The sequence below is a fragment of the Anoxybacillus sp. LAT27 genome, assembly GCF_022030075.1.
In the GTDB taxonomy this organism is placed as follows: Bacteria; Bacillota; Bacilli; order Bacillales; family Anoxybacillaceae; genus Anoxybacillus; species Anoxybacillus kestanbolensis.
This window is the reverse complement of the sequence record NZ_JAIWYK010000063.1, coordinates 18,375-42,604: the sequence shown is the minus strand read 5'-3', so window position 1 is coordinate 42,604 and position 24,230 is coordinate 18,375. Positions and strand designations below refer to the sequence as shown.

Annotated in this window: 25 protein-coding genes; 20 read left to right on the top strand and 5 right to left on the bottom strand. The window is 43.5% G+C overall.

What is annotated here, in order from left to right; genetic code table 11:
• The first annotated feature begins 19 nt into the window (after positions 1-19).
• Complete coding sequence (locus LD028_RS04210) at positions 20-1,597, top strand: putative bifunctional diguanylate cyclase/phosphodiesterase (RefSeq protein ID WP_237811030.1); 1,578 nt, start codon at positions 20-22, stop codon at positions 1,595-1,597.
• A gap of 231 nt (positions 1,598-1,828) precedes the next feature.
• On the opposite strand, the gene LD028_RS04205 is transcribed toward LD028_RS04210, so the two are convergent.
• A complete protein-coding gene (locus LD028_RS04205) occupies positions 1,829-2,269 on the bottom strand; it encodes a YkyB family protein (RefSeq protein ID WP_006321275.1) in 441 nt (146 codons plus the stop codon).
• Between the two features lie 111 nt (positions 2,270-2,380).
• On the opposite strand from LD028_RS04205, the gene LD028_RS04200 reads away from it, so the two are divergent.
• The 4 genes from LD028_RS04200 to crcB are packed head-to-tail and all read left to right on the top strand — an operon-like array spanning position 2,381 to position 6,709.
• Positions 2,381-3,892, top strand: a complete 1,512-nt coding sequence (locus tag LD028_RS04200) for a Ppx/GppA family phosphatase (RefSeq protein WP_237811029.1) — start codon at positions 2,381-2,383, stop codon at positions 3,890-3,892.
• Positions 3,893-3,894: 2 nt separating this feature from the next.
• Entirely contained in the window at positions 3,895-5,982 is a 2,088-nt protein-coding gene (locus tag LD028_RS04195; RefSeq protein ID WP_255706424.1) for an RNA degradosome polyphosphate kinase, read from the top strand.
• An 11-nt stretch (positions 5,983-5,993) separates the two neighbouring features.
• Positions 5,994-6,380 carry a fluoride efflux transporter FluC gene (locus LD028_RS04190; RefSeq protein WP_237811028.1) on the top strand — a complete coding sequence of 129 codons (387 nt, stop codon included), beginning with the start codon at positions 5,994-5,996 and terminating at the stop codon, positions 6,378-6,380.
• Positions 6,377-6,709 carry a fluoride efflux transporter CrcB gene (gene crcB, locus LD028_RS04185; RefSeq protein WP_237811027.1) on the top strand — a complete coding sequence of 111 codons (333 nt, stop codon included), beginning with the start codon at positions 6,377-6,379 and terminating at the stop codon, positions 6,707-6,709. The genes LD028_RS04190 and crcB overlap by 4 nt, the downstream gene beginning before the upstream one ends.
• On the opposite strand, the gene LD028_RS04180 is transcribed toward crcB, so the two are convergent.
• A complete protein-coding gene (locus LD028_RS04180; RefSeq protein WP_004891329.1) occupies positions 6,704-7,552 on the bottom strand; it encodes a metallophosphoesterase in 849 nt (282 codons plus the stop codon). The two genes, crcB and LD028_RS04180, sit on opposite strands and share 6 nt — an antisense overlap.
• 145 nt (positions 7,553-7,697) lie before the next feature.
• Here LD028_RS04180 and fadH point away from each other — a divergent pair, with 145 nt between their 5' ends.
• From fadH to LD028_RS04135, 9 genes are all read left to right on the top strand, one after another.
• The gene (gene fadH, locus LD028_RS04175; protein ID WP_237811026.1) at positions 7,698-8,453 is read left to right on the top strand and encodes a 2,4-dienoyl-CoA reductase; all 756 of its coding nucleotides are present in this window, start codon (positions 7,698-7,700) and stop codon (positions 8,451-8,453) included.
• 99 nt (positions 8,454-8,552) lie between these two features.
• Positions 8,553-9,761, top strand: a complete 1,209-nt coding sequence (locus tag LD028_RS04170) for an EAL domain-containing protein (protein ID WP_077429790.1) — start codon at positions 8,553-8,555, stop codon at positions 9,759-9,761.
• Positions 9,762-9,803: 42 nt separating this feature from the next.
• Positions 9,804-10,037: a hypothetical protein gene (locus LD028_RS04165; RefSeq protein WP_091704731.1), complete on the top strand. Its 234-nt coding sequence runs from the start codon at positions 9,804-9,806 to the stop codon at positions 10,035-10,037.
• 99 nt (positions 10,038-10,136) lie between these two features.
• The gene (locus tag LD028_RS04160; RefSeq protein ID WP_003396622.1) at positions 10,137-10,376 is read left to right on the top strand and encodes a YkuJ family protein; all 240 of its coding nucleotides are present in this window, start codon (positions 10,137-10,139) and stop codon (positions 10,374-10,376) included.
• 61 nt (positions 10,377-10,437) lie between these two features.
• Complete coding sequence (cbpB, locus tag LD028_RS04155; protein WP_237811025.1) at positions 10,438-10,896, top strand: cyclic-di-AMP-binding protein CbpB; 459 nt, start codon at positions 10,438-10,440, stop codon at positions 10,894-10,896.
• A 62-nt stretch (positions 10,897-10,958) separates the two neighbouring features.
• Entirely contained in the window at positions 10,959-11,666 is a 708-nt protein-coding gene (dapD, locus tag LD028_RS04150) for a 2,3,4,5-tetrahydropyridine-2,6-dicarboxylate N-acetyltransferase (protein WP_006321308.1), read from the top strand.
• 42 nt (positions 11,667-11,708) lie between these two features.
• Positions 11,709-12,839 (top strand): N-acetyldiaminopimelate deacetylase, encoded by a 1,131-nt coding sequence (locus tag LD028_RS04145; protein WP_237811024.1) that lies wholly within the window; start codon positions 11,709-11,711, stop codon positions 12,837-12,839.
• A 2-nt stretch (positions 12,840-12,841) separates the two neighbouring features.
• Positions 12,842-13,300 carry a TlpA family protein disulfide reductase gene (locus tag LD028_RS04140; RefSeq protein ID WP_237811023.1) on the top strand — a complete coding sequence of 153 codons (459 nt, stop codon included), beginning with the start codon at positions 12,842-12,844 and terminating at the stop codon, positions 13,298-13,300.
• On the top strand, positions 13,300-13,965 hold the full coding sequence (locus tag LD028_RS04135) for a potassium channel family protein (protein ID WP_237811022.1): 666 nt from the start codon (positions 13,300-13,302) through the stop codon (positions 13,963-13,965). The genes LD028_RS04140 and LD028_RS04135 overlap by 1 nt, the downstream gene beginning before the upstream one ends.
• Positions 13,966-13,998: 33 nt before the next feature.
• On the opposite strand, the gene rnjA is transcribed toward LD028_RS04135, so the two are convergent.
• Together rnjA and LD028_RS04125 are read right to left on the bottom strand one after the other, a co-directional pair.
• Entirely contained in the window at positions 13,999-15,666 is a 1,668-nt protein-coding gene (gene rnjA, locus LD028_RS04130) for a ribonuclease J1 (protein WP_237811021.1), read from the bottom strand.
• Positions 15,663-15,878 carry a DNA-dependent RNA polymerase subunit epsilon gene (locus tag LD028_RS04125; protein ID WP_006321313.1) on the bottom strand — a complete coding sequence of 72 codons (216 nt, stop codon included), beginning with the start codon at positions 15,876-15,878 and terminating at the stop codon, positions 15,663-15,665. The genes rnjA and LD028_RS04125 overlap by 4 nt, the downstream gene beginning before the upstream one ends.
• 649 nt (positions 15,879-16,527) lie before the next feature.
• Here LD028_RS04125 and LD028_RS04120 point away from each other — a divergent pair.
• Together LD028_RS04120 and LD028_RS04115 are read left to right on the top strand one after the other, a co-directional pair.
• Positions 16,528-17,421, top strand: coding sequence for a hypothetical protein (locus LD028_RS04120; protein WP_237811020.1), 894 nt, complete (start codon positions 16,528-16,530; stop codon positions 17,419-17,421).
• 176 nt (positions 17,422-17,597) lie between these two features.
• A complete protein-coding gene (locus tag LD028_RS04115) occupies positions 17,598-18,374 on the top strand; it encodes a Cof-type HAD-IIB family hydrolase (protein ID WP_077429541.1) in 777 nt (258 codons plus the stop codon).
• A gap of 27 nt (positions 18,375-18,401) precedes the next feature.
• Here LD028_RS04115 and def read toward each other — a convergent pair whose 3' ends face one another.
• Positions 18,402-18,956 (bottom strand): peptide deformylase, encoded by a 555-nt coding sequence (gene def / locus LD028_RS04110; protein WP_237811019.1) that lies wholly within the window; start codon positions 18,954-18,956, stop codon positions 18,402-18,404.
• A 384-nt stretch (positions 18,957-19,340) separates the two neighbouring features.
• On the opposite strand from def, the gene pdhA reads away from it, so the two are divergent.
• From pdhA to lpdA, 4 genes are read left to right on the top strand one after another with little or no spacing between them, the layout of a single operon-like run.
• The gene (pdhA, locus tag LD028_RS04105) at positions 19,341-20,447 is read left to right on the top strand and encodes a pyruvate dehydrogenase (acetyl-transferring) E1 component subunit alpha (RefSeq protein WP_006321318.1); all 1,107 of its coding nucleotides are present in this window, start codon (positions 19,341-19,343) and stop codon (positions 20,445-20,447) included.
• Between the two features lie 3 nt (positions 20,448-20,450).
• The gene (locus LD028_RS04100; protein ID WP_004891307.1) at positions 20,451-21,428 is read left to right on the top strand and encodes an alpha-ketoacid dehydrogenase subunit beta; all 978 of its coding nucleotides are present in this window, start codon (positions 20,451-20,453) and stop codon (positions 21,426-21,428) included.
• A 48-nt stretch (positions 21,429-21,476) separates the two neighbouring features.
• Entirely contained in the window at positions 21,477-22,757 is a 1,281-nt protein-coding gene (locus tag LD028_RS04095; protein ID WP_237811018.1) for a dihydrolipoamide acetyltransferase family protein, read from the top strand.
• 4 nt (positions 22,758-22,761) lie between these two features.
• Positions 22,762-24,174 (top strand): dihydrolipoyl dehydrogenase, encoded by a 1,413-nt coding sequence (lpdA, locus tag LD028_RS04090; RefSeq protein ID WP_237811017.1) that lies wholly within the window; start codon positions 22,762-22,764, stop codon positions 24,172-24,174.
• Positions 24,175-24,230: the final 56 nt, after the last annotated feature.

Here is a 24,230-nt window from a genome sequence, read left to right as displayed (position 1 = left end):
AAAAAGCGAGGATTACAACATGAATGAACAGCAGTTTCTGTACCAACACCCTCCATTGATGAAATGGGAGGCCGTTGGGCAACAGTTTGATCAATACAACATTTTTTTTATTACCGATGAAGATGGAACAATCGTATATATGAACGACACGCTGATGAAACGATTGTCCAATCGTTATCGTGTCGCGCAACAGTTTGTTGACTGTGCACATGAAGCGATCAAGGCGTTACATATAAGCGATGCGTGGCGCGGGAAAACGATTGTTGATCGTCGTCCGGCATACGTGCACGTTTATGCGTTTCGTTCGTATCTCATTTGGACAGGATGCTTTTTATACGATCATGACGATTCCGATATATTAACAGGAGTGCTGTCGTACGAGGCGTTTCTCCATCTGCTTCGCGAGCGCATGAATAAACGCGAGCCGTTTGCGTTACTGTCGCTCAATTTAGATCGTTTTAAATTTATTAACGATTTAATCGGATATGAATACGGAAACGAATTGTTAAAACAAGTGGCGGAGCGATTGCGTCGCTATGAAAATGGCATCGTCGCAAGACAAGCACGCGATCAATTTTTTCTCGCTTTTTATACGATTGACCGAAACGAAATACGACACATGATTCGTGACGTCATCCAAATATTTTCGACCCCATTTCAACTAACAGACCAAGAATTGACGATCACACCGAGCATCGGAGTAAGTGTATTTCCAGATGATGCAACCGATTGGACGACACTTCTATCGTTTGCCGATTTAGCGCTCGAAATCGCAAAGGAAAACGGGGGAAATACGTACTGTTTTTATACGAACGAATTAAAAAAGACGAACGAAGAAAAATTGTACATTCAACATAGCATTCGCAAAGCGTTAAAACAAAACGAATTTACGCTTCATTACCAACCGATCGTCGACATTCAAACAGGCGATATTGTGGCGGTCGAAGCGCTGCTTCGCTGGTTTCATCCGAAGCGCGGCTGGATTTCGCCAGCAACATTTATCCCAATTGCGGAAGAAACGAATTTAATTCAACTGATCGGCGATTGGGTGTTACGAAACGTATGTGAACAAAGTAAAAAATGGAAAGAAAAAGGGCTACCGCACGTGCAAATTGGTGTCAACGTTTCCATTAAACAATTTTTGCAAGCCGACTTAGTGAAACATATTGAACATGTGCTCCGCACGTACGATTTAGACCCGTTTTGTTTAAAATTAGAAATTACCGAAAGTATGGCGATGCATCATATCGATTACGTCCTTGCGCAGTTGCAGTCGTTAAAAAATTTAGGATTGCAGCTCGCCGTCGACGATTTCGGGACAGGCTATTCTTCATTAAACTATTTAAAAAAATTGCCGGTTGACATCATTAAAATCGACCGTTCGTTCGTGCAAGATATGGTAAAACATTCATATGACTTATCGATCGTGCGTGCGGTTATTCAAGTGGCACACAGCTTACAAATGAAAGTCGTCGCTGAAGGAGTGGAGACAGAAGAACAGCTTGCGATTTTAAAACGAGAAGGATGCGACCGCGCCCAAGGCTACTACTTCAGCAAACCGCTCGCTGCCGAACAATTCGAACAATTAGTCCAATAAGAAAAGCGCAAAGCGCCCGCTTATCGGCGAAGATCGCATAAGCCCCACCGAGGAGGCTGTCGCCGCCGCAGTATGGGGCGGAGCGATTCGAGCCGATGGCGCTTGGAGCTAGACAGCTCCCCACCCAGCCCCAGAACTCTATACTTTCTTTCACAAAAGGGCGATCTCATTAAGAGGCCGCCCTTTTGTGTCATACAATAAAATATGTCCATTGTTTACGTGAGCTTGTCCTTAGCGAAACGTTTTCCCGAACCGATGCGGACGCGACCAATCGTACCGTTTCGGTTTCGGCTCTACGTCTTCCGGTGAAATGCCTGTATACGCTTGTAATAATCGTTTGGCTTGAGACAACGGCATTTTAACAACAGGGTTGCGATAAGAATCGTCCAACGTACCGAGATGAGGCAAATGCTTGAAGTCTTCTTTTGTTGGAGGTATGTGGAAGTAATACGCACCGATCGCCACAAGCACATCCGACTTTTGCTGGCTGTACTTCGGATTTCGGGAAAAGTGAAGCCCAACTTTTTTCGCTTTTCCTTCTTCGAGCATTTTTTCAATCGTTTTTTTCTTCAGCAAATACAAGTAAGAAGGATTTAACGCCGTTTTCGCATGACGGTTGACAGTAAACAGTGCGACCGATAAGTTTTCGACGGTGCATTCGACTGTTTCCATATTTACTCAACTCCTTTTTATTTTGGTACACTTATATTATACACGATCGTTTATGTTTTTGGAAAATTTTCAATTTATTTTTTTCCATTTCACGATAAGGGGGGATTCCTGTTGAAATACGGCATTATTGATATTGGCTCAAATACGATGCGCCTCGTCATTTATGAACAAAGTAAAAGCGGTCGTTTACGAGAAAGGGAAAACGTAAAAATTGCCGCCCGTTTGCGCAATTATTTAACAGAAGATGGTGTGTTTACAGAGGAAGGGCTACGTGTGCTTTTAGATGGGCTTTTGACGTTTCAAGACGTAACGCGCTTTCATCGCCTGCACGATGTGAAATGCGTCGCGACCGCCACAATTCGTCAAGCGCGCAATCGCGACGACATCGTTCGCATCGTTGCTGAACGGACCGACTTTCGTATTCGTATTTTATCCGAATACGAAGAAGCATACTACGGTTTTTTAGCGGTCATTCAATCGACATCGTTTTACGAAGGGATTACGATTGATATCGGCGGTGGAAGTACGGAAGTGACGTATTTTTACAATCGTGAACTTGTCGATTATCATAGCTTTCCGTTCGGTGCGTTATCGCTAAAGCGCGAATTTGTCGCTGGGGATGTTCCGACGGATGAAGAATTACAAACGTTGCGGGCATACGTTGAAAAGCAATTTCAATCACTTCCATGGCTAAAACAACGAAAACTTCCGATCATTGCGATTGGTGGAAGCGCCCGCAACGTCGTACAAGTGCATCAAATGCTCCAAAACTACCCGATTGCCGGCATTCATCAATATGAAATGAATCGCGAACATATCGTTCAAGTGAAAAAATATTTGCGTGCTCTTACATTTGAACAACTACAAAAAGTCGAAGCGTTGTCGAAAGATCGGGCCGATTTAATTATTCCAGCGGTTGAAGTGTTTCAAACGTTATACGAAACAGTCGATGCGACGACGTTTATTTTAAGCCGAAAAGGGTTACGTGACGGCATTTTTTACGAACAGTTTGGACCGATTATTTTTCCCAGCGTATTAGATGAAAGTTTTTTTGAATTAGCCCAAGACTACGAAGTAAATACAAACCACGTGCAGCACGTATTAAAACTAGTCATTCAACTGTTTGAACAAATGCGTGCGCTCGCTCTTTTTCCATTGACGGGAGAAGACCTCGTTTTATTAAAGCGCGCTACTCACGTGTTTTATTTAGGACAATATGTCGATGAAGAAGCGAGCAGTCAACATACGTTTTACATTTTAGCCAATCGAACGATCGACGGCTTAAGCCATCGTGACCGCGTACAGCTCGCGCTTGTCGCTTCGTTTAAAAATAAAACGTTGTTCAAACAATACGTCCAGCCGTTTCACACATGGTTTACACGCGCAGAACAAAAAAAGCTTCGTTTTCTTGGCTCCCTATTAAAATTTGCTTACAGCTTAAATGATACAAAACGAAATATTGTCAACCGTCTGCAACTTGAACTTCAACAAGAAACGATCGTTATACACATTTTTTGTAATCAATCATTTAAAGCGGAGGAGTATCAAGCCGAAAAACATAAAAAACATGTCGAAAAAATGTTAAAACGCCCGATTCAATTACAGTTTCATTTGGAGGGATAAAGATGGATTTAAGCCATCCGCGTTATTACAATAACCGCGAATTAAGTTGGCTTGCGTTTAACGAACGCGTTTTGCAAGAGGCGATGGATAAGCGTAATCCACTATTAGAACGATTAAAATTTTTAGCGATTTTTAGCTCGAATTTAGATGAGTTTTTTATGGTGCGCGTGGCCGGCTTAAAAGATCAAGTGAAAGCTGGTTTTAATAAGCCAGAAAATAAAGCGGGATTAACGCCGAAAGAACAGTTAAAAAAAATTGCGAAAAAAACGCATGAGCTTGTGAAATGGCAGTATGACATGTACAATCGAACGTTATTGCCGATGCTACGTGCTGAAGGGGTACATTTGCTTGCCCCAAATGAATGGAACGACGAACAAACAACGTATTTGCAGTCGTATTTTATGAAAAACATCTTCCCGGTGTTAACGCCGATGGCGGTCGATGCGTATCGCCCGTTTCCGATGTTGTTAAATAAAAGCTTAAATTTAGCAATCGTTCTTGAAGATGATGAAGAAGACGAAGACGATCGGAAAAAATTAGCGATCGTTCAAGTGCCGTCCGTGTTAAGTCGTTTCATTCCTTTGCCGGCAAACAACGACACGCACATGTATGCGCTATTAGAAGACGTCATTACGACGTTTATTCATACGCTATTTAAAGGCTACAACGTTTCGTCTGTCACGCAATTTCGCATTACGCGCAACGCCGATTTAACGATTCACGAAGAAGGGGCGCGCGATTTATTAAAAGAAATTGAAAAAGAGTTAAAAAAGCGAAAATGGGGCGCAGCGGTGCGGCTTGAAATGAGCAAAAAAGGGTTTGATGAGTGGGTGCTCGATTATTTGCTAGACGAACTAGAAATTCATGAAAAAGATGTATACAAAATCGACGGTCCGATTGATTTAACGTTTTTGTTTTCGTTTTATCATGAAGTAGCACGATACAAAGAACATCTCGTGTTTCAAACGCTCATTCCGCAACCGCCAAAAGATTTAGATGATGAGGAAGACATATTTGAAAAAGCGAAAGAAAGAGATTTATTGTTCCATCATCCGTACGAGTCGTTTGAACCCGTCATCGACTTTATTTCCGATGCGGCCGATGACCCTCATGTGTTGGCGATTAAACAGACGTTGTATCGCGTCAGCGGCGACTCTCCCATTATTGAAGCGCTCAAACGCGCAGCCGAAAACGGGAAACAAGTGACCGTTCTCGTTGAATTAAAGGCACGGTTTGATGAAGAAAATAACGTGCAATGGGCGAAGGAGCTTGAAAAGGCAGGGTGTCACGTCATTTACGGCATGACGCATTTAAAAACGCATAGTAAAATTACGCTAATCGTTCGGCAAAAACATGGAAACATTGAGCGATTTGTTCATTTAGGTACAGGCAATTATAACGATGCGACTGCCAAAGTGTACACCGATTTCGGTTTCATTACCGCAAACGAACAATTTGGCGAAGATGCGACAAATTTTTTTAATTATTTAAGCGGCTATATGGAAAAGCCTGAGTTTCATCATTTAGTCGTCGCTCCGTTTGATTTACGACAACAATTTTTACAACTGATCGATGAAGAAATTCGTTACCATAAACAATACGGCGACGGACGCATCATCGCGAAAATGAATTCGCTGACGGATAAACAGCTCATCATGAAGTTATATGAAGCGTCACAAGCAGGGGTACAAATCGATTTAATTGTGCGGGGGATTTGTTGTTTGCGTCCACAAATGAAAGGAGTAAGTGAAAATATTCGCGTTCGCAGCATCGTCGGCCGCTTTTTAGAACATAGCCGCGTTTATTATTTTCATCATCATGGAAAAGAACGCGTCTTTTTATCGTCCGCCGATTGGATGACGCGCAATATGGATCGCCGCATCGAAATTTTATTCCCGATTTTCCGTCAACAATTAAAAGAGCGGCTTATTGAGGTGTTACACATTTTGCTTTCTGATAACGTCAAAGCGCGCGAACAAAATGAAGATGGCGAGTACGAATATGTGAAACGAAAAGAAGACGAAGAAGAAGTCGATAGCCAAATGATGTTGTTTCAAATGGCGTATGATGTCGCAGACGATGAAGAGTAGGAGATGATTGAATGAAAGAAAGTGGAGCAGTCGCCATTGGGGGAGCGTTCGGAGCGTTATGCCGATACGGCGTTGCGCTTCTTTTCCCGGTTCTTACATTTCCGTGGGGAACGTTGTTTGTCAATTACATCGGTTCGTTTTTGCTTGGCGCGTTGACGTCTTACGTCGGAAAAAGAAAAATGGCTGAATGGTTGCGGCTTGCGATCGGTACAGGATTTTGCGGCGGATTGACGACGATGTCGACGTTTAGTAAGGAAACGGTCGTGTTATGGCACGAACATATCGGATTAGCGAACATATATGTGTTTGCTTCTTTCGTTGGTGGCTTGCTTTGTTGTTATGTGGGCGTATATGTCGGAGAACGGATGGGTGCAAGAAGCGTAGGTGAGGCGTCATGATGTATGTCGCGCTTGGTGGCGCGTTAGGGGCGTGGTGTCGGTACAAGCTTGGCATATGGCTGATGCGTTGGACGAAACAGTCACCTGTGCCTCTTTCCATTTTATTTATTAACTGGCTCGGTTCGTTTGGGCTCGGTATCGCGCTTGCCCACGACGTCCAGGCGGTCGGAGTGACGGTCGGATTTTGCGGCGCGTTTACGACGTTTTCAACATTTAGCGTCGAAGCCATTCAACTCTTATCGCATAAAAAATATAAAGAAGCGCTTCTTTATATCGGCGCTTCAATCGTTGGGAGCATATGTTTATGTCAAGCCGGGTTGATGTTATGACCCGGCTTTTAACGTAAACAACGTAAGTTCTGGCGGCGTTAAAAAGCGAAACGGCATGCGCGTCGTACCAAGTCCGCGATTGACATACAATGTGAGCTGCCCGATGTCATAAAATCCTTCAACATACTGTTTCGCAAGCGGAGGGGTTACGAGCGGGCCGATCCACGGCAGTTGAATTTGTCCCCCATGGCTATGACCAGACAATTGAAGATGAAACGGATAGACGCTCGCTTGCGTCACAAGGTCAGGTTCATGAATTAAAGCGATCGTATACGTTTCTTTCGGCAACTGTTGCACCGTTTTGGCGAAATTAGGCTTACCGAGCATAAAATCATCTAACCCCGCGATCGCAATGCGTTCATGTCCTCGTTCAATCGTTACCCATTCGTTGACAAGTAGTCGAAATCCGCTTGCTGTCATCATTCGTTTATATATGTCTGTTCCGTATCCGCCATGGTCGTGGTTTCCGTAAATGCAAAATTTCCCTAGTGGAGCGTGAAGTTGGGTGAGCAGCGATGTAATCGCATCGACATGTTCATATTGATTCGGTTCATCTAGTAAATCTCCTGTAAAACAAATGACATGCGGATCGAGATCATTCATTCGTTTCACGACCCGTTGAAAATGGTCAACAGAATAATGATACCCTAAATGCACATCGCTAAACTGAAGCAGTCGGCATCCGTCAAAGCTTTTCGGGATGAGCGGATGGACGACATCGTATCGCCGTACCGTCAACTGTTGCGGTTCTACATACTTTGCGTACATGTATCCGGCAGTGGAAAGCAAAGCTCCTTTGACGAATAAAGAAAAAATCGTTTTAAAAAAATCTCGTCGTTTCATTCGCTTCAACCTTACATATGAAATGTTCTTCACCCATTATAAAAGAAAAAAGTTCATAAAAACAGCAAAAACAATGTTAAAAATTTTCGGAATATATAGTACAATAAAAATGAATGAATAACCATTCATAAAAGGGGATGAGGAAATGAACGGAAAAGTCATTATTGTGACAGGCGGTTCAAGTGGCATGGGGAAATATATGGCGAAGCGTTTTGCGAATGAAGGGGCGCATGTCGTCATTACAGGAAGACGAAAAGAAGCGCTTGACGAAGCAGCAAATGAAATAGGCGGAAGCGTATTGCCGATCGTGATGGACGTACGCAAACCAGAACTAGTTGCGGCGATGGTGAAAGAAACAGATGAGCGCTTCGGAAAAATTGATGCGTTAATTAACAATGCTGCCGGCAACTTTATTTGCCCAGCCGAAAAGTTATCCATTAATGGTTGGAATAGCGTCATCGACATCGTCCTAAACGGCACGTTTTATTGTAGCCGAGAAGTGGGGAACTATTGGATTGAAAAAGGACAAAAAGGGTCGATCATTAACATTGTCGCTACATATGCGTGGGGAGCAGGAGCGGGCGTCATTCATTCCGCATGTGCGAAAGCAGGCGTGTTGACGATGACGCGCACATTAGCAGTCGAATGGGGGAAAAAATACGGCTTTCGCGTGAATGCCATCGCGCCAGGTCCAATTGAGCGAACAGGCGGGGCAGAAAAGCTTATTTTATCAGAGGAGATGGAAAAACGTGTGAAAGATAGCGTGCCGCTCGGGCGCTTCGGGACGCCAGAAGAAATTGCAGGTGTCGCCTCGTTTTTACTTTCTGATGCGGCTGCCTACATTAATGGGGAATGCATTACCGTTGATGGCGGGCAATGGCTCAATCAACATCCGTTTTAAAGCGACGTTTATTGGCGTCGCTTTTCTTTTGTTTCCTAACAAACACTTTTATTTTTCTTATGATATAATGGTTGAAAAAACGGGGGAGGAGGCGTCGTTTTGGATGCGCTAGACATTTTAACACATATCGATCAAGTCGTCCCGCATTATCAGCCGATTTTTAGTGCTGATGAGCAGTGCATCGTTGGATATGAAGTGCTCGGTCGCTTTCAACAAGATGGTGAAGTTATCAGCCTCGGTCCATTTTTTCACGACGAAACAATTCCAGAAGAGTTTCGTATGGAAGTCGATGTTGCCATAACGACGAAGGCGCTCGAACAGTTTGTCAACGAACAGCCAGCATCGCTTATTTTTATCAATCGTGACGCAAACGTGTTAATGCTCGATCGAGGCGAATCATTTTTACAATTACTTCTTCCATATAAAGAAAAAGGATTGCGATTAAACCAAGTCGTCCTTGAAATAACCGAACATCATTTCAAAGGCGACATTCAACAGCTCGGGCACGTATTGACGTATTTGCGTACATACGGCATTCAAATTGCGGTTGATAACATCGGAAAAGAAAGCAGCAATTTAGATCGCATTCGTCTGTTGGCGCCCGATTTATTAAAAATTGATTTACATTCGTTGCGCACGTCAACCGTATCGTACGATGATGTGCTGTATTCGATCTCGCTTTTAGCGCGCAAAATTGGCGCAACGCTTTTGTATGAAGAGATTGAAAACGCATTTCAACTGCAATACGCGTGGCGAAATGGGGGAAGATATTATCAAGGCTATTATTTGCACGAACCTTCGCCATCATTTCTTCCGAAAGACTTATTAAAAGAAACGTTGCGCAATCAGTTTCATACGTTCATTCAGCACGAAAAAAAGAAACTGCAAACGTTGTATGACATTTCCGAACAGTTTCAAGCGCGCATTTCCGAGCTCGTTTCTAAATATAAAAAAGCGTCATCGTTTAACGAACTCATTTCTGCCTTAGCCAAACAGTTAAGCGATTGCAGTTTTCGCATTTACATATGCGATGAAGACGGATTTCAACAGTCCGCAAACATATTTAAGCAAGGCGAAACGTGGGAGTTACAGCCCCAATACGAAATGAAAAACTGGAGTTGGCGTCCGTACTTTTTAGAAAACATTATTCGCATGCGCTCACGCAAGCGCGGCATTTTATCAGATTTGTACAGCGATATTGAAACAGGTGAAATGATTCGCACATATTCGTATCCGATTGATGAACACCATTATTTATTTATCGACTTAACGTACGAGTATTTATTTGAACATAACGCCCATTTGTAATAAAACGTCGCTTGCGGTGGAAAAGTAAGCTTGAGGTGAGTGATGATGGACACATTTTCTTGGATGCTTTTACTGATCGCAAGCGGGGTATTAGTTGGGGGATTTGTGTATACGTATCAAGTTGGCAAGCGCCAAAAAACGCAAGGCGAATACGACACGAGCGTTGGTGAGAAAGTGGCAGCTCATCCGTATGTACGCAATCCGGTATTTATTGCTTACATCGTGTTTGTCGCTCTTTTGCTCGGTTATATTGCATACGTCGCGCTTCAAACGTAAGCCCGCTATGGTGGGCTTTCGTTTTTGTTTACTTTTTCCGCGAATATTGGTACAGTAGTGAATAGTCGTTGAAATACGTATCGGAAAGGAATGAACGTCATGTCGCAATTATTAGGCATTATCCAACGTTTAATTAGCTTGCAAGAACAAAAAACAGGAACGAATGAGGCACCACAACGTAACTTCGAAGTGAACGGTGAAAAAAAATGTAGCGTCACATATTACGAAAAAACGAACACGTTCGTATTAGAAGTGTACGAAAAAGGCGAGAAGCCGAAGTCGTATCAGTTTGACAACATTGATATGATCGCCATCGAAATTTTTGATTTGTTGAATTAAGTCTTCACCTACTGTGAAGGCTTTTTTTTGCGCTTTCCCATATCGAAACGAACATGGTACAATGACAAATGGGGATTATATTGTGAAAGGCGGAATGACGATGCAACAACCATCGCTCGTTGAACTGATGATTCCGTCCGATAAAGTGGCGCACGTGCAAGTAGGGAATCATTTAGAACACGCATTATTAGTATTGACGCGCACAGGATATTCAGCCATTCCTGTGTTAGATATGACGTACAAACTACAAGGGCTCATTAGTATGACGATGATTATGGATGCGATTTTAGGCATTGAACGCATCGAATTTGAGCGGTTAGAGACGATGACAGTCGAACAAGTGATGCAAAAAAATATGCCGCGTTTACATGTGAACGATTCATTTTTAAAAGCGTTGAAGCTGCTTATTGACCATCCGTTCGTTTGCGTCGAAAACGATGACGGCTACTTTGTAGGGATCGTGACGCGTCGAGAAATATTAAAGCGGTTCAATCGCTCGATGTACGAAAAGCGACAATAAGCTTGTCACCGTTTGTTTCATTTGTTAAAGTAAAAAAATAAAACGACAAGGAGGAACTTCAAATGATGATGGATGCAAATGAAATTATTTCGTTTATTCAAAACAGCAAAAAGAAAACACCTGTGAAAGTATACATAAAAGGAGACATTGCCGACATCGATTTCGGTCCGAGCGCGAAAACATTTATTACAGGTCAGACAGGCGTCGTATTTGGCGAATGGGCAGACATTGAAGCGGCACTTGAAGCAAACAAACATAAGATTGAAGACTACGTCGTTGAAAACGACCGCCGCAATTCAGCCATTCCGCTTCTTGATTTAAAACATATTAAAGCGCGCATCGAGCCGGGAGCAATCATTCGCGATCAAGTGCAAATTGGGGACAATGCCGTCATTATGATGGGTGCGGTCATTAACATCGGTGCCGTTGTTGGTGAAGGTACGATGATTGATATGAATGCGGTGCTCGGCGGACGGGCGACAGTAGGGAAAAACTGTCACGTTGGGGCAGGCGCTGTGCTTGCCGGCGTCATCGAACCACCATCAGCAAAACCGGTGATCGTAGAAGACGATGTGATGATCGGAGCAAACGCCGTCATTTTAGAAGGTGTCACAGTCGGGAAAGGTGCGGTCGTTGCCGCTGGTGCGATTGTGACAGAAGATGTGCCGCCATATACGGTCGTTGCTGGCGTACCGGCGCGCGTCATTAAACAAATCGACGAAAAAACAAAAGCAAAAGTAGAAATTAAACAAGAACTTCGTCAACTATAAAGCGTGGATCGATTCCACGCTTTTTTCAAAAGGAGGATCGAAATGTTTATAAACATTCGCCGCGATTTGCATCAAATTCCCGAACTCGGCTTTCAAGAGTTTAAAACACAACAATACATATTAGACTATCTTGCCACCCTTCCGTCTGAGCGACTGCAAATCAAAACGTGGCGCACAGGTATTCTCGTGCGCGTTCATGGCACTGCACCAACGAAGACGATCGGTTATCGCGCCGATATGGACGGATTGCCAATTGACGAGCAAACAGACGTTCCGTTTCGTTCAACGCATGAAGGACGCATGCACGCGTGTGGACACGATATGCATATGGCGATTGCGCTCGGTGTGCTTACTCATGTTGTTCATCATCCCATTCGTGATGACATGCTGTTTATTTTTCAACCAGCCGAAGAAGGACCGGGCGGGGCGCTTCCGATGTTGGAGAGCGACGAAATGAAACAATGGATGCCCGATATGATCCTTGCTTTGCATATTGCTCCAGAATATCCGGTCGGAACGATCGCAACAAAAGAAGGGTTATTGTTTGCGAACACGTCCGAACTGTTTATTGACTTAATCGGCAAAGGAGGGCATGCCGCGTTTCCGCATGAAACGAAAGATATGGTCGTTGCGGCAAGCTCCCTTATCATGCAACTGCAAACGATCGTCTCACGCAACGTCAATCCGCTCGATAGCGCTGTTATTACAGTTGGCAAACTAACGAGCGGAACGGTACAAAACGTTATCGCTGAGCGCGCACGGCTTGAAGGAACGATTCGTACACTTTCACCAGAAGCAATGGAAAAAGTGAAAGGGCGCATTGAAGCGATTGTGCGCGGCATCGAAGTCGCTTACGCTTGCCAAGCGCACATTGATTACGGTTCGATGTACTATCAAGTGTACAACGACGAGACGTTAACGAACGAATTTATGCAATTTGTTGAGAAAGAAACAAATGTACGCCTCGTTCGTTGTCAAGAAGCGATGACGGGCGAAGATTTCGGCTACATGCTTGCGCGCATTCCTGGTTTTATGTTTTGGCTCGGGGTGCAATCTCCGTTCGGCTTACATCATGCGAAATTAAACCCAAACGAAGAGGCGATCGATGTTGCCATTCAACTGCTTACTCGTTACGTCACTTGGAAAGGAAATCATAAAGTAAAGGAAGAATAATGATGAAACTACGAGAACTTATGCCATCACTAGACGGAGCAACACTTGTACTCAACGGAAATGTCACGCGTGAACAGCTTATTGGAAAACCGACGCTCATTCATTTTTGGGCGGTCAGTTGCCATCTTTGTAAAGAAGGAATTAAACAAGTAAACGCATTTCGCGATCGCTATGAAGGAGAATTACACGTCATTTCTATTCATATGCCGCGACGCGATGGTGATGAGAACGTGGAAGTTGTCCAACAGCTCGCCAAACAATACGGCATTACCCATCCGCTTTTCATTGACAACGACCATCGGTTAAAAGAAGCGTTTGATAATCGCTGTGTGCCGACGTACTATATATTTGATGCAGATGGTCATTTTCGCCATTACCAAGCAGGAAGCGGTGGAATGAATATGTTAGAAAAACGAATTATTCGCGTCATTGATGAATATCGAACAAGAGGGGATTTGTGATGAAGAAGAAAGAGTTTGCCGTCATCGGTCTCGGACGCTTTGGCGGTAGCGTTTGCCGCACGTTAAGCGAACAAGGCATGGAAGTGCTTGCGATCGATACGAATGAAGATAAAGTGAACGAATACGCATCAATTGCATCGCAAGCGGTCGTTGCGGATTCAACGGATGAAAATGTTTTAAAAAGTTTAGGCATTCGTAACTTTGACCACGTCATCGTTGCCATCGGAGACAACATTCAAGCGAGCATTTTAACGACATTAATTTTAAAAGAGCTTGGCGTTGAAAAAATTACAGTGAAAGCAACGAACGATTATCATGAAAAAGTGTTGAAAAAAATCGGTGCTGACCACATCGTCCATCCCGAACGAGATATGGGCGAACGGATTGCAAACAATATGATTTCAAACAACGTGCTCGACTATTTAGAACTATCCGATCGCCACAGCATCGTTGAAATTGTCGCAAACGAACGACTGCACGGTCATTCGCTCCTTGAATTAGACATTCGCGCCAAATACGGCATTAACATCGTGGCGATTAAACGAAACAACGACATTATCGTATCACCGCTTGCATCAGAAGTCATTTACGAAGGGGACATTTTAATCGTCATCGGTGCCGATCAAGACATCGACCGCTTCGAGAGGGAAGCCGTTGGAGAATAAAGAAGAAGGTGTCCAAACGGGCACCTTCTTTTTTTACACTTCCATAATAATCGGTAAAATCATCGGTTTTCGCTTCGTTTTTTCGTATAAAAACGGCGCGAGTGTGTCGGTAATTTCTGTTTTAATGTCCGACCATTGATTTGTTCCTTGTTCGAGTAACTGTTGTAAATGTTTCGCAATAAGCTGTTGTGCATCGTTAATTAAATTGCCCGATTCACGCATGTAGACGAATCCGCGTGAAATGATGTCTGGACCTGCGGCAATTTTCATTTCTTTCATGTTGATGCTTATCACAACAATGACTAATCCTTCTTCCGACAAAATGCGGCGGTCGCGCAAGACAATGTTGCCGATATCGCCAATGCCGCTTCCGTCGATATAGACGGAGCCAGATGGGATTTTGCCGACGATGCTTGCGCCTTCTTCGCTAATGCCGAGCACTTCTCCGTTGTCCATAATAAAGCAATTTTCTTCTGGTACACCGCAATCGACAGCAAGTTTTACATGCATTTTTTGCATGCGATATTCGCCGTGAATCGGCATAAAATATTTCGGTTTCATGAGGCGAATCATTAATTTTTGTTCCTCTTGTCCGCCGTGACCAGACGTATGAATGTCGCTAAGCGGTCCGTGAATGACTTCCGCTCCTGCACGCGCAAGCATGTTAATGATGCGATTGACGCTTACTGTATTGCCCGGAATTGGCGAAGATGAAAAGACGACCGTATCGCCCGGCACAATTTGAATTTGGCGATGTGACCCGTTGGCGATGCGCGATAACGCCGCCATCGGCTCACCTTGGCTTCCGGTGCAAAGAATCGTCACGCGATGAGCAGGAAGGCGGTTAATTTGTGAAGCGTCAACGAACGTATCTTTCGGGCATTTAATGTAGCCGAGCTGTTGACCAATTTCAATCGCTGCTTCCATGCTTCGTCCGAATACCGCAATTTTTCGATTGTTTAATACAGCGGCTTCGGTGACTTGCTGTAAGCGGTGAATGTTGGAAGCAAACGTCGCAAAAATAATGCGTCCTTGTACTTTTCGGAAAATATCGTGAATGCTTTCGCCAACGCGTCGCTCAGACATCGTAAAATGCGGAATTTCGCTATTTGTACTGTCGGACAACAAACAAAGGACGCCTTCTTTTCCGATTTCAGCCATCTTCGTTAAGTTGGCTGGCTCGCCAACAGGCGTAAAGTCGAATTTAAAATCGCCCGTATGCACAATTTGCCCGACCGGCGTTTTGACGACAATGCCGTAGCTATCTGGAATGCTGTGCGTTGTCCGGAAAAATGTCACCGCTGTTTTTCCGAACGAAATGACGTCGTCTTCTTTTATTTCGATCAGTTTCGTTTGGCGAAGCAATCCGTGTTCTTCTAATTTGTTGCGAATGAGCCCAAGCGCTAATTTTCCGCCGTAAATTGGCACGTTCACTTGACGAAGCAAATACGGAATGCCGCCAATATGGTCTTCATGTCCGTGCGTAATAAACAATCCTTTAATGTTTTCTGCGTTTTTCACTAAATAGCTATAATCAGGAATGACGTAATCAATGCCGAGCAATTCATCTTCCGGAAACTTAATGCCGGCGTCGATGATGATGATTTCATCTTCATACTGCACGCCATATGTATTTTTTCCGATTTCGCCTAGACCGCCGAGGGCGAAAACGCCAACTTGTTTGTTTTTCAACATGTTCATTGTTCAATCTCCAATACGTGAAAATCAGGATTTTGTTGCTCGTACGCTAAATGCGCCCCTTCAAGCGGTTGAATGTATTCAATATTGATATGACGGTCTTGTAATTTTCGGCGCACATCTCGCTCGCTTTCCGCTTCGATGTAGAGCGTCTTCGTTTTTTCTCTTACCGGCACTTCATCGATCGTTTCTTGATAAAACACTTTAAAAATCAACGTTCATCTCTCCTTATGTGTAATGTTGCTTTTTTTATTATACCACACTTCATCGTTCCCTTTTAGGAAGTGAAGCGATGTGTAGCTCCGGCCGCTTTCCGCTTTTCCTATTATATATAAAAAGTGTAGAATAGGAAACAAAATTGAAAAGAAGCCCTTCGATTGAAGGGCTCGTACAACTAGGCAATGGATTTTTTACGCAACAGTTCTTTCCATTGTTTGAGCAGCTTGCGTTTCAACTTTTTCAACATGACGCATCACTCCTCACTTTTATTGTATCCGATTTTGATGGAAAGTAAATGTCTGATCTATTATTTATTATAAGAAGATCATCGACAAATTTTGCATGGGAAAATATACATGGTTCTAATCTATTCACTGCCGTATGCATGGCGAACAATATGTTTTCTTAAATAATCATGTACTTATACGTATGCCGAATTTGAGTGGAGTTCTGGAGCGAATTCTTTCTGCATATGCTAATTATACTCATATGAAAACGGGATGGAGTTCTTCATTTAGTGTGTCGATGCCACTAGGAGCGTCGATTTCTGTTTCGGGAACAACCAGTTACGTACAAATACCAAATGCTGCAGTTTCTTTTACGAGATAAAACTATATTGCAAATGATATCGTGAAGGGTGGCTTGTTGTTGAAACGAATCGTTATTTATTTTTTGTTGTGTACAATGCTAGCTGGATGTAATTATCAGGGAATACATTTGCAGGCTCAGCAGTTGGATGAAAAAAAACAAGGTTTTGATAAAGAAGAGGTCGAAAGCTTCATCAGAGAGCCGAAAAAGGTGAATCATGCAATTAACCCACAGTTAAAAAACAAAGATATTGTGAATTTATTTTTGCTCGGGTTGACGAAAGAAGAAATGAAACACATGGATAGTGAGGAGTTGCACTTCTTTAGCAATAAAAGTTCAATAAATAAATGGAATAACCTAAATGAGCAAGCGTTGAGAGACATTTTCAAAAAGCAGACAAATGATCAAATCATTCAATGTGATCTCTATAAGCAGATGTTATGTACCGCATCGACAATTTACACGGTTCAAAAAAAGAAAGTGATGGAATTGACGATGTCTATTTCTTTGCTCAATCGAGAAGAGCCTCGATATGCTGTCGTTTTATCATATAAATGGCTTACAAATCCGCAAGAAAAGAAGGCAAATTTTTACGGAGTTTTGACAACGGAAAATGCAGTCGTAGATTATCGTGAATTTTACAGCTATTACAAAACATACAAGGACGCATCTCACATCAGCGCAAAACATTATAATAAGCCTTATCAATCTTCTGTTATTGGCTATGCCATAAAAAATTTTTTGAACAAGGAAAATAGTCGGCACTTCGGTTATTTGTATGCTGAAATCGTACCCTCAGATCGTACGCATAAATATATTGATGTTGAAGGATTTTATATACATGCTGATGAAGATCACTCGTTTTCTTTTCAAGATGTCCTTGATGCGGGTGTGAATGATGATATGGTGATGTTCAAGTCTCCGATTACCCGAATTGCAATCAAAAAGTGACGAATGAAGTGAAGTTGAGGGAGCGCTTAATCAAAAGCGCTCTCTCCTTTTGATATTTGTATGAAGAATGCACTTGTTTTTAACTTGTGGTGAAGAGATTGTTAACCAATTTATTGACAATATTGCGTAATTCCGTTACGGTAAGTTTGTGAACTTTTACACGAGGAGCGAGAAGCATGGAGAGAAAGATCGTCTTTTTTGATATTGACGGAACGTTGTTAGATCATGATAAACAGTTGCCGGAATCGACATATGAAGCGATACATGAATTAAAAAAACAAGGGGTATATGTAGCGATCGCCACCGGAAGAGCGCCGTTTATGTTTGAATCGTTGCGAAAGGAGCTTGACATTCAATCGTTTGTCAGCTTTAACGGACAGTATGTTGTTTTTGAAGGGGAGGTCATTTACAATCAACCGCTTGATCGCAAGCAACTTCGTTCATTAAAACAAATGGCACGCGACAATGACCATCCGCTTATTTTTATGGACGCCGACACGATGCGTGCAAGTGTAGCCGATCATCCGTACATTCATGAAAGCATGGGAAGTTTAAAATTTACTCATCCACCGCACGATGAAACGTATGATGAACGAAACGACATTTATCAAGCGCTTTTATTTTGTAAACCAGAAGAAGAACAGCCGTACATTCAATCGTTTCCGACGTTTCACTTCGTGCGCTGGCATGCGGTGTCAACGGACGTATTGCCGTATGGCGGATCGAAAGCAGAAGGAATTAAAAAAATGATGAACGAACTTGGCATTCCGCGCGAAAACGTTTATGCGTTCGGCGATGGGTTAAACGATACAGAAATGCTTCGCTTTGTCGGCACAGGCGTCGCGATGGGAAATGGGCATGAAGAAGCGAAAAAAGTAGCTGATTTCATTACAAAACCGGTCGATGAAGACGGCATTTTATTCGGCTTACGTCAGCTCGGATTGTTGAAATAAAAGGTGTCCGCAATGGACACCCTTTTTTTAACGTTCAATCGGGAGAGCGCCAGCTGGCACGTCGTACGGATTTTGTTTATTAATATGGTCATAAAACATAATGCCGTTTAAATGGTCAATTTCATGTTGAAATACGATCGCAGGCAATCCTTTTAAACGCAGTTTCACCGTTTCGCCTTCAAGCGTCGTTCCGGTGACGGTAATGCGCATATAGCGCGGCACGTAACCCGGAATTGCTTCGTCTACAGACAAACAACCTTCTCCGCTCGTTAAATAGCACATCTCAACCGAATGGCTCACAATTTTCGGATTAAATAACGCATAGCTATGCAACGTTCCTTTTTCATCCGTCACATGCACCGCAATCATTCGTTTCGAGACGTTAATTTGTGGGGCAGCTAAGCCAATGCCTGGACGAAGCCCGTATGTTTTCGCTAGCTCAGGATCTTGGCTCATTTTTACATATTCCAATAAACTCGCTAAAATGCGGCGATCTTCTTCAGAAGGGGGAAGGGGAACTTCTTCCGCTACTTTTCGTAACGTCGGATGCCCATCTTTAATAATATCTTTCATCGTAATCACGTCGTTTCACTCCTTCATACATAAAGTAGACTACGTTTTATTATGGGCGATCATGCACAAAAGTGCAATCGGCTGACGAAACATACATAAACACGTTGTAAAACAGAAATAATACAGATTGAAAAAAATAAGTATAACAGATTCATAACACAGTTAAAATTTTCTAAATTTCATTTTTATATAGAACGTGTCAAGCAAACTGATTGACGAGCGTTGTCGAAAGGTGTAAACTGAAAGATGTAAAAAAACAGTTGTATTAATCGTAATTGCTTTTTTTATTAATACAGCTTTTCATACACAAGCGTAGTAAAAACAAATCGTTTTTGGGCAAATTAAAAGGTGCATCATTTTACGTGTTGAAAAAGAAAGGATGAGGTGAACAACATGGGTAAAAAGCCCCTATTTGATGTGAAAAAGCAACTTGAAAAAGTCGCTGAGCAGTTCCCGACATTTCAAATTTTAAACGAAGAAGGCGAAGTCGTAAACGAAGCGGCGATGCCTGATTTAACAGATGAGCAATTGAAAGAATTAATGCGTCGCATGGTATATACGCGCGTACTTGACCAACGTTGCATTTCGTTAAACCGTCAAGGACGTCTCGGCTTCTATGCGCCAACAGCAGGACAAGAAGCGAGCCAATTAGCGAGCCATTTTGCGTTAGAAAAAGAAGATTTCATTTTACCGGGCTATCGTGACGTTCCGCAAATGATTTGGCACGGTTTACCGCTTTACCAAGCATTTTTATTTTCACGCGGACATTTCCATGGCAACCAAATTCCTGAAGGCGTCAACGTGTTACCGCCACAAATCATTATCGGTGCCCAAATTATTCAAACAGCCGGCGTTGCGCTCGGCATGAAAAAACGCGGCAAAAAAGCGGTTGCGGTTACATATACAGGTGACGGCGGTGCATCACAAGGGGACTTCTACGAAGGAATTAACTTCGCAGGGGCATTTAACGCGCCAGCGATCTTTATCGTTCAAAACAACCGTTTTGCGATTTCCACACCAGTCGAAAAACAATCTGCGGCAAAAACAATCGCACAAAAAGCAGTAGCAGCTGGTATTCCGGGCATTCAAGTTGACGGAATGGACCCGCTTGCCGTGTATGTCGCAGTTCGTGACGCTCGCGAGCGTGCAATTAACGGCGGAGGACCAACATTGATTGAAACGCTTTGCTTCCGCTACGGTCCACATACGATGGCAGGAGACGACCCAACGCGCTATCGTTCAAAAGAGCTTGAAAACGAATGGGAGAAAAAAGATCCGCTCGTTCGCTTCCGCAAGTTTTTAGAAAACAAAGGATTATGGAGCGAAGAAGAAGAAAATCGCGTGATCGAACAAGCGAAAGAAGACATTAAAGAAGCGATTAAGAAAGCGGACGAAACACCAAAACAAAAAGTAACAGACTTAATGTCGATCATGTACGAAGACATGCCAGCGTTCTTAAAAGAACAATACGAAATCTACAAAGAAAAGGAGTCGAAATAAGCCATGGCGCAAATGACAATGATTCAAGCAATCACGGATGCGTTGCGCGTAGAAATGCGCAAAGACCCGAACGTTCTTGTGTTCGGTGAAGACGTCGGTGTAAACGGCGGGGTATTCCGCGCGACAGAAGGATTGCAAGCGGAGTTTGGCGAAGATCGCGTATTCGACACACCGCTTGCAGAATCAGGAATTGGCGGTTTAGCGATCGGTTTAGCGTTGCAAGGATTCCGCCCTGTGCCTGAAATTCAATTTTTCGGATTCGTCTATGAAGTGATGGATTCCATTTCTGGTCAAATGGCGCGCATGCGCTATCGTTCTGGCGGCCGCTTCCATGCGCCAATTACGGTTCGCTCGCCATTCGGTGGTGGCGTACATACGCCAGAATTGCATGCTGATAGCTTAGAAGGGCTTGTCGCACAACAACCAGGATTAAAAGTTGTCATCCCATCGACACCATACGATGCGAAAGGCTTACTCATTTCAGCGATTCGCGACAACGACCCTGTCATTTTCTTAGAGCATATGAAATTGTACCGTTCGTTCCGTCAAGAAGTACCAGAAGGCGAATATACAATTCCAATCGGAAAAGCAGACATTAAACGTGAAGGAACAGACGTATCTGTCATCACATACGGTGCGATGGTACATGAGTCGTTAAAAGCGGCAGCAGAACTTGAAAAAGAAGGCATCTCTGTTGAAGTTATTGACTTGCGCACCGTTCAACCGCTAGACATTGAAACGATTATCGCATCTGTTGAAAAAACAGGTCGTGCTGTCGTTGTACAAGAAGCACAAAAACAAGCAGGTATTGCGGCAAACGTTGTAGCAGAAATTAATGAGCGCGCGATCCTTAGCCTTGAAGCGCCAGTGTTGCGCGTTGCGGCACCAGATACAGTATATCCGTTCTCGCAAGCAGAGCCAGTCTGGTTGCCAAACTTTAAAGATGTGATTGAAACGGTGAAAAAAGTAATGACGTTTTAATGGAGGGGGCGTTCCCCTCCCCATTTAAGAAATAGGAGGTTGAAATCCATGGCATTTGAATTTAAATTACCGGACATCGGTGAAGGGATTCACGAAGGTGAAATTGTCAAATGGTTTGTAAAGCCGGGCGATGAAGTAAACGAAGACGACGTGCTTTGCGAAGTGCAAAACGATAAAGCAGTTGTCGAAATTCCATCTCCAGTTAAAGGGAAAGTATTAGAAATTTTAGTGAGCGAAGGAACAGTTGCGACGGTCGGTCAAACGTTAATTAAATTTGATGCGCCAGGATACGAAAACTTAAAATTTAAAGGCGATCATGGCGATGAGCCAAAAGTAGAAGAAAAGAAAGAAGAAGTGAAACAAGAGCAACCAGCTCAAGCGCAACCGAAAAAACGCGTCATCGCGATGCCATCTGTGCGTAAATATGCACGTGAAAAAGGTGTTGACATTCGCCTCGTACAAGGAACAGGCAAAAACGGTCGCGTATTAAAACAAGATATCGATGCGTACTTAGCAGGCGGTGCAGCGCCACAACCAGAAACGAAAGCACCACAAGCAGAAACAGTTGCGCCAGCACAAGAACAAAAAGCGGCACCAGCACCACAACCAGTTGTTCTTGAAGGCGAGTTCCCAGAAACACGCGAGAAAATGAGCGGTATTCGTCGCGCGATCGCCAAAGCGATGGTGAACTCGAAACATACCGCACCACACGTTACATTAATGGACGAAGTCGATGTGACAAAACTTGTTGCGCATCGGAAGAAATTTAAAGACGTGGCAGCGCAAAAAGGCATTAAGTTAACGTTCTTACCATATGTCGTTAAAGCGTTAACGTCTGCGCTTCGCGAATATCCAGCGCTTAACACATCCATTGACGATGCAACAGAAGAAATCGTTCATAAACATTACTACAACATCGGAATTGCAGCGGACACAGATAAAGGCTTGCTCGTTCCGGTTGTGAAACATGCCGACCGCAAATCGATTTTTGCGATCGCAAAAGAAATTAACGAGCTTGCGACAAAAGCGCGCGAAGGCAAATTAATGCCAAACGAAATGAAAGGTGCAACATGCACAATTACAAACATCGGTTCAGCAGGCGGTCAATGGTTTACACCAGTTATTAACCATCCAGAAGTAGCGATTTTAGGTATCGGCCGCATTTCAGAAAAACCGATCGTGCGCGATGGTGAAATTGTTATCGCTCCAGTATTAGCGTTGTCATTAAGCTTCGACCACCGCATGATCGACGGTGCAACTGCACAAAATGCGTTAAATCACATTAAACGTTTATTAAACGATCCTGAATTATTATTAATGGAGGCGTAATGCGATGGTAGTAGGCGATTTCGCAATTGAAACAGAAACTCTCGTCGTTGGTGCAGGTCCCGGCGGTTACGTCGCAGCGATTCGTGCGGCGCAACTCGGCCAAAAAGTAACGATCGTTGAAAAAGGAAACCTTGGTGGAGTGTGCTTAAACGTTGGATGTATTCCATCGAAAGCGCTCATCTCTGCCGGTCATCGTTACGAAATTGCAACACATTCACAAGATATGGGTATTTTTGCAGAAAACGTAAAAGTCGACTTTTCAAAAGTGCAAGAATGGAAAGCTGGCGTCGTGAAAAAATTAACGGGTGGCGTAGAAAGTTTATTAAAAGGAAATAAAGTCGACATTGTGCGCGGCGAAGCGTATTTCGTGGACGAAAATACCGTTCGCGTCATGACAGAAAATAGCGCGCAAACGTACAAATTTAAAAACGCCATTATCGCAACAGGTTCTCGCCCAATCGAGTTGCCAACGTTTAAATTTTCAAAGCGCGTGCTTGATTCAACTGGTGCATTAAACTTACCTGACATTCCAAAATCGATGGTCGTCATCGGCGGCGGGTACATCGGTACAGAATTAGGCACAGCATACGCAAACTTCGGAACGAAAATCACGATTTTAGAAGGTGCAGATGAAATTTTATCTGGCTTCGAAAAACAAATGAGTGCCGTCGTTCGTCGCCGCTTAAAGAAAAAAGGAGTAGACGTCTTTACAAACGCGCTTGCGAAAGGTGTCGAAGAGCGTGAAGACGGCGTAACGGTAACATTTGAAGTAAACGGCGAAACGAAAACGATTGACGCGGAATACGTGCTTGTCACAGTCGGTCGCCGTCCGAACACAGAAGAAATGGGACTTGAACAAATCGGCATTAAGATGACAGAACGCGGATTAATTGAAATCGACAAACAATGCCGCACGAGCGTACCGAACATTTACGCGATCGGTGACATCGTGGCAGGTCCACCGCTTGCGCATAAAGCATCATACGAAGGGAAAATTGCGGCGGAAGCGATCGCTGGCCATCCGTCTGAAATTGACTACTTAGCGATTCCGGCTGTCGTCTTCTCTGACCCTGAATGCGCGTCTGTCGGTTACTTTGAAAAACAAGCGATCGAAGAAGGCATTGACGTCATTACCGCAAAATTCCCGTTCGGTGCAAACGGCCGTGCCCTTGCGTTAAACGAAGCAGACGGCTTCTTAAAGCTCGTCTTAACGAAAGACGATGGCGTCATTATCGGTGCACAAATCGTCGGTCCGAACGCATCGGATATGATCGCAGAGCTTGGCTTAGCGATCGAAGCAGGCATGACAGCTGAAGATATCGCCATGACGATTCACGCGCATCCAACGCTTGGAGAAATTACAATGGAAGCGGCAGAAGTGGCGCTCGGTAGCCCAATTCATATTATTAATAAATAAAAGAGGATGGCTTAGCCGTCCTCTTTTTTCATGATTTTTTCCTTACGATCATATGA

Excerpts from the sequence above, each read along its gene's own strand:
- LD028_RS04210 (WP_237811030.1), top strand. The coding sequence starts at position 20 with ATGAATGAACAGCAGTTTCTGTACCAACACCCTCCATTGATGAAATGG.
- LD028_RS04205 (WP_006321275.1), bottom strand. The coding sequence starts at position 2,269 with ATGGAAACAGTCGAATGCACCGTCGAAAACTTATCGGTCGCACTGTTT.
- LD028_RS04195 (WP_255706424.1), top strand. The coding sequence starts at position 3,895 with ATGGATTTAAGCCATCCGCGTTATTACAATAACCGCGAATTAAGTTGG.
- LD028_RS04190 (WP_237811028.1), top strand. The coding sequence starts at position 5,994 with ATGAAAGAAAGTGGAGCAGTCGCCATTGGGGGAGCGTTCGGAGCGTTA.
- crcB (WP_237811027.1), top strand. The coding sequence starts at position 6,377 with ATGATGTATGTCGCGCTTGGTGGCGCGTTAGGGGCGTGGTGTCGGTAC.
- LD028_RS04180 (WP_004891329.1), bottom strand. The coding sequence starts at position 7,552 with ATGAAACGACGAGATTTTTTTAAAACGATTTTTTCTTTATTCGTCAAA.
- fadH (WP_237811026.1), top strand. The coding sequence starts at position 7,698 with ATGAACGGAAAAGTCATTATTGTGACAGGCGGTTCAAGTGGCATGGGG.
- LD028_RS04165 (WP_091704731.1), top strand. The coding sequence starts at position 9,804 with ATGATGGACACATTTTCTTGGATGCTTTTACTGATCGCAAGCGGGGTA.
- LD028_RS04160 (WP_003396622.1), top strand. The coding sequence starts at position 10,137 with ATGTCGCAATTATTAGGCATTATCCAACGTTTAATTAGCTTGCAAGAA.
- cbpB (WP_237811025.1), top strand. The coding sequence starts at position 10,438 with ATGACAAATGGGGATTATATTGTGAAAGGCGGAATGACGATGCAACAA.
- dapD (WP_006321308.1), top strand. The coding sequence starts at position 10,959 with ATGATGATGGATGCAAATGAAATTATTTCGTTTATTCAAAACAGCAAA.
- LD028_RS04145 (WP_237811024.1), top strand. The coding sequence starts at position 11,709 with ATGTTTATAAACATTCGCCGCGATTTGCATCAAATTCCCGAACTCGGC.
- LD028_RS04140 (WP_237811023.1), top strand. The coding sequence starts at position 12,842 with ATGAAACTACGAGAACTTATGCCATCACTAGACGGAGCAACACTTGTA.
- LD028_RS04135 (WP_237811022.1), top strand. The coding sequence starts at position 13,300 with ATGAAGAAGAAAGAGTTTGCCGTCATCGGTCTCGGACGCTTTGGCGGT.
- rnjA (WP_237811021.1), bottom strand. The coding sequence starts at position 15,666 with ATGAACATGTTGAAAAACAAACAAGTTGGCGTTTTCGCCCTCGGCGGT.
- LD028_RS04115 (WP_077429541.1), top strand. The coding sequence starts at position 17,598 with ATGGAGAGAAAGATCGTCTTTTTTGATATTGACGGAACGTTGTTAGAT.
- pdhA (WP_006321318.1), top strand. The coding sequence starts at position 19,341 with ATGGGTAAAAAGCCCCTATTTGATGTGAAAAAGCAACTTGAAAAAGTC.
- LD028_RS04100 (WP_004891307.1), top strand. The coding sequence starts at position 20,451 with ATGGCGCAAATGACAATGATTCAAGCAATCACGGATGCGTTGCGCGTA.
- LD028_RS04095 (WP_237811018.1), top strand. The coding sequence starts at position 21,477 with ATGGCATTTGAATTTAAATTACCGGACATCGGTGAAGGGATTCACGAA.
- lpdA (WP_237811017.1), top strand. The coding sequence starts at position 22,762 with ATGGTAGTAGGCGATTTCGCAATTGAAACAGAAACTCTCGTCGTTGGT.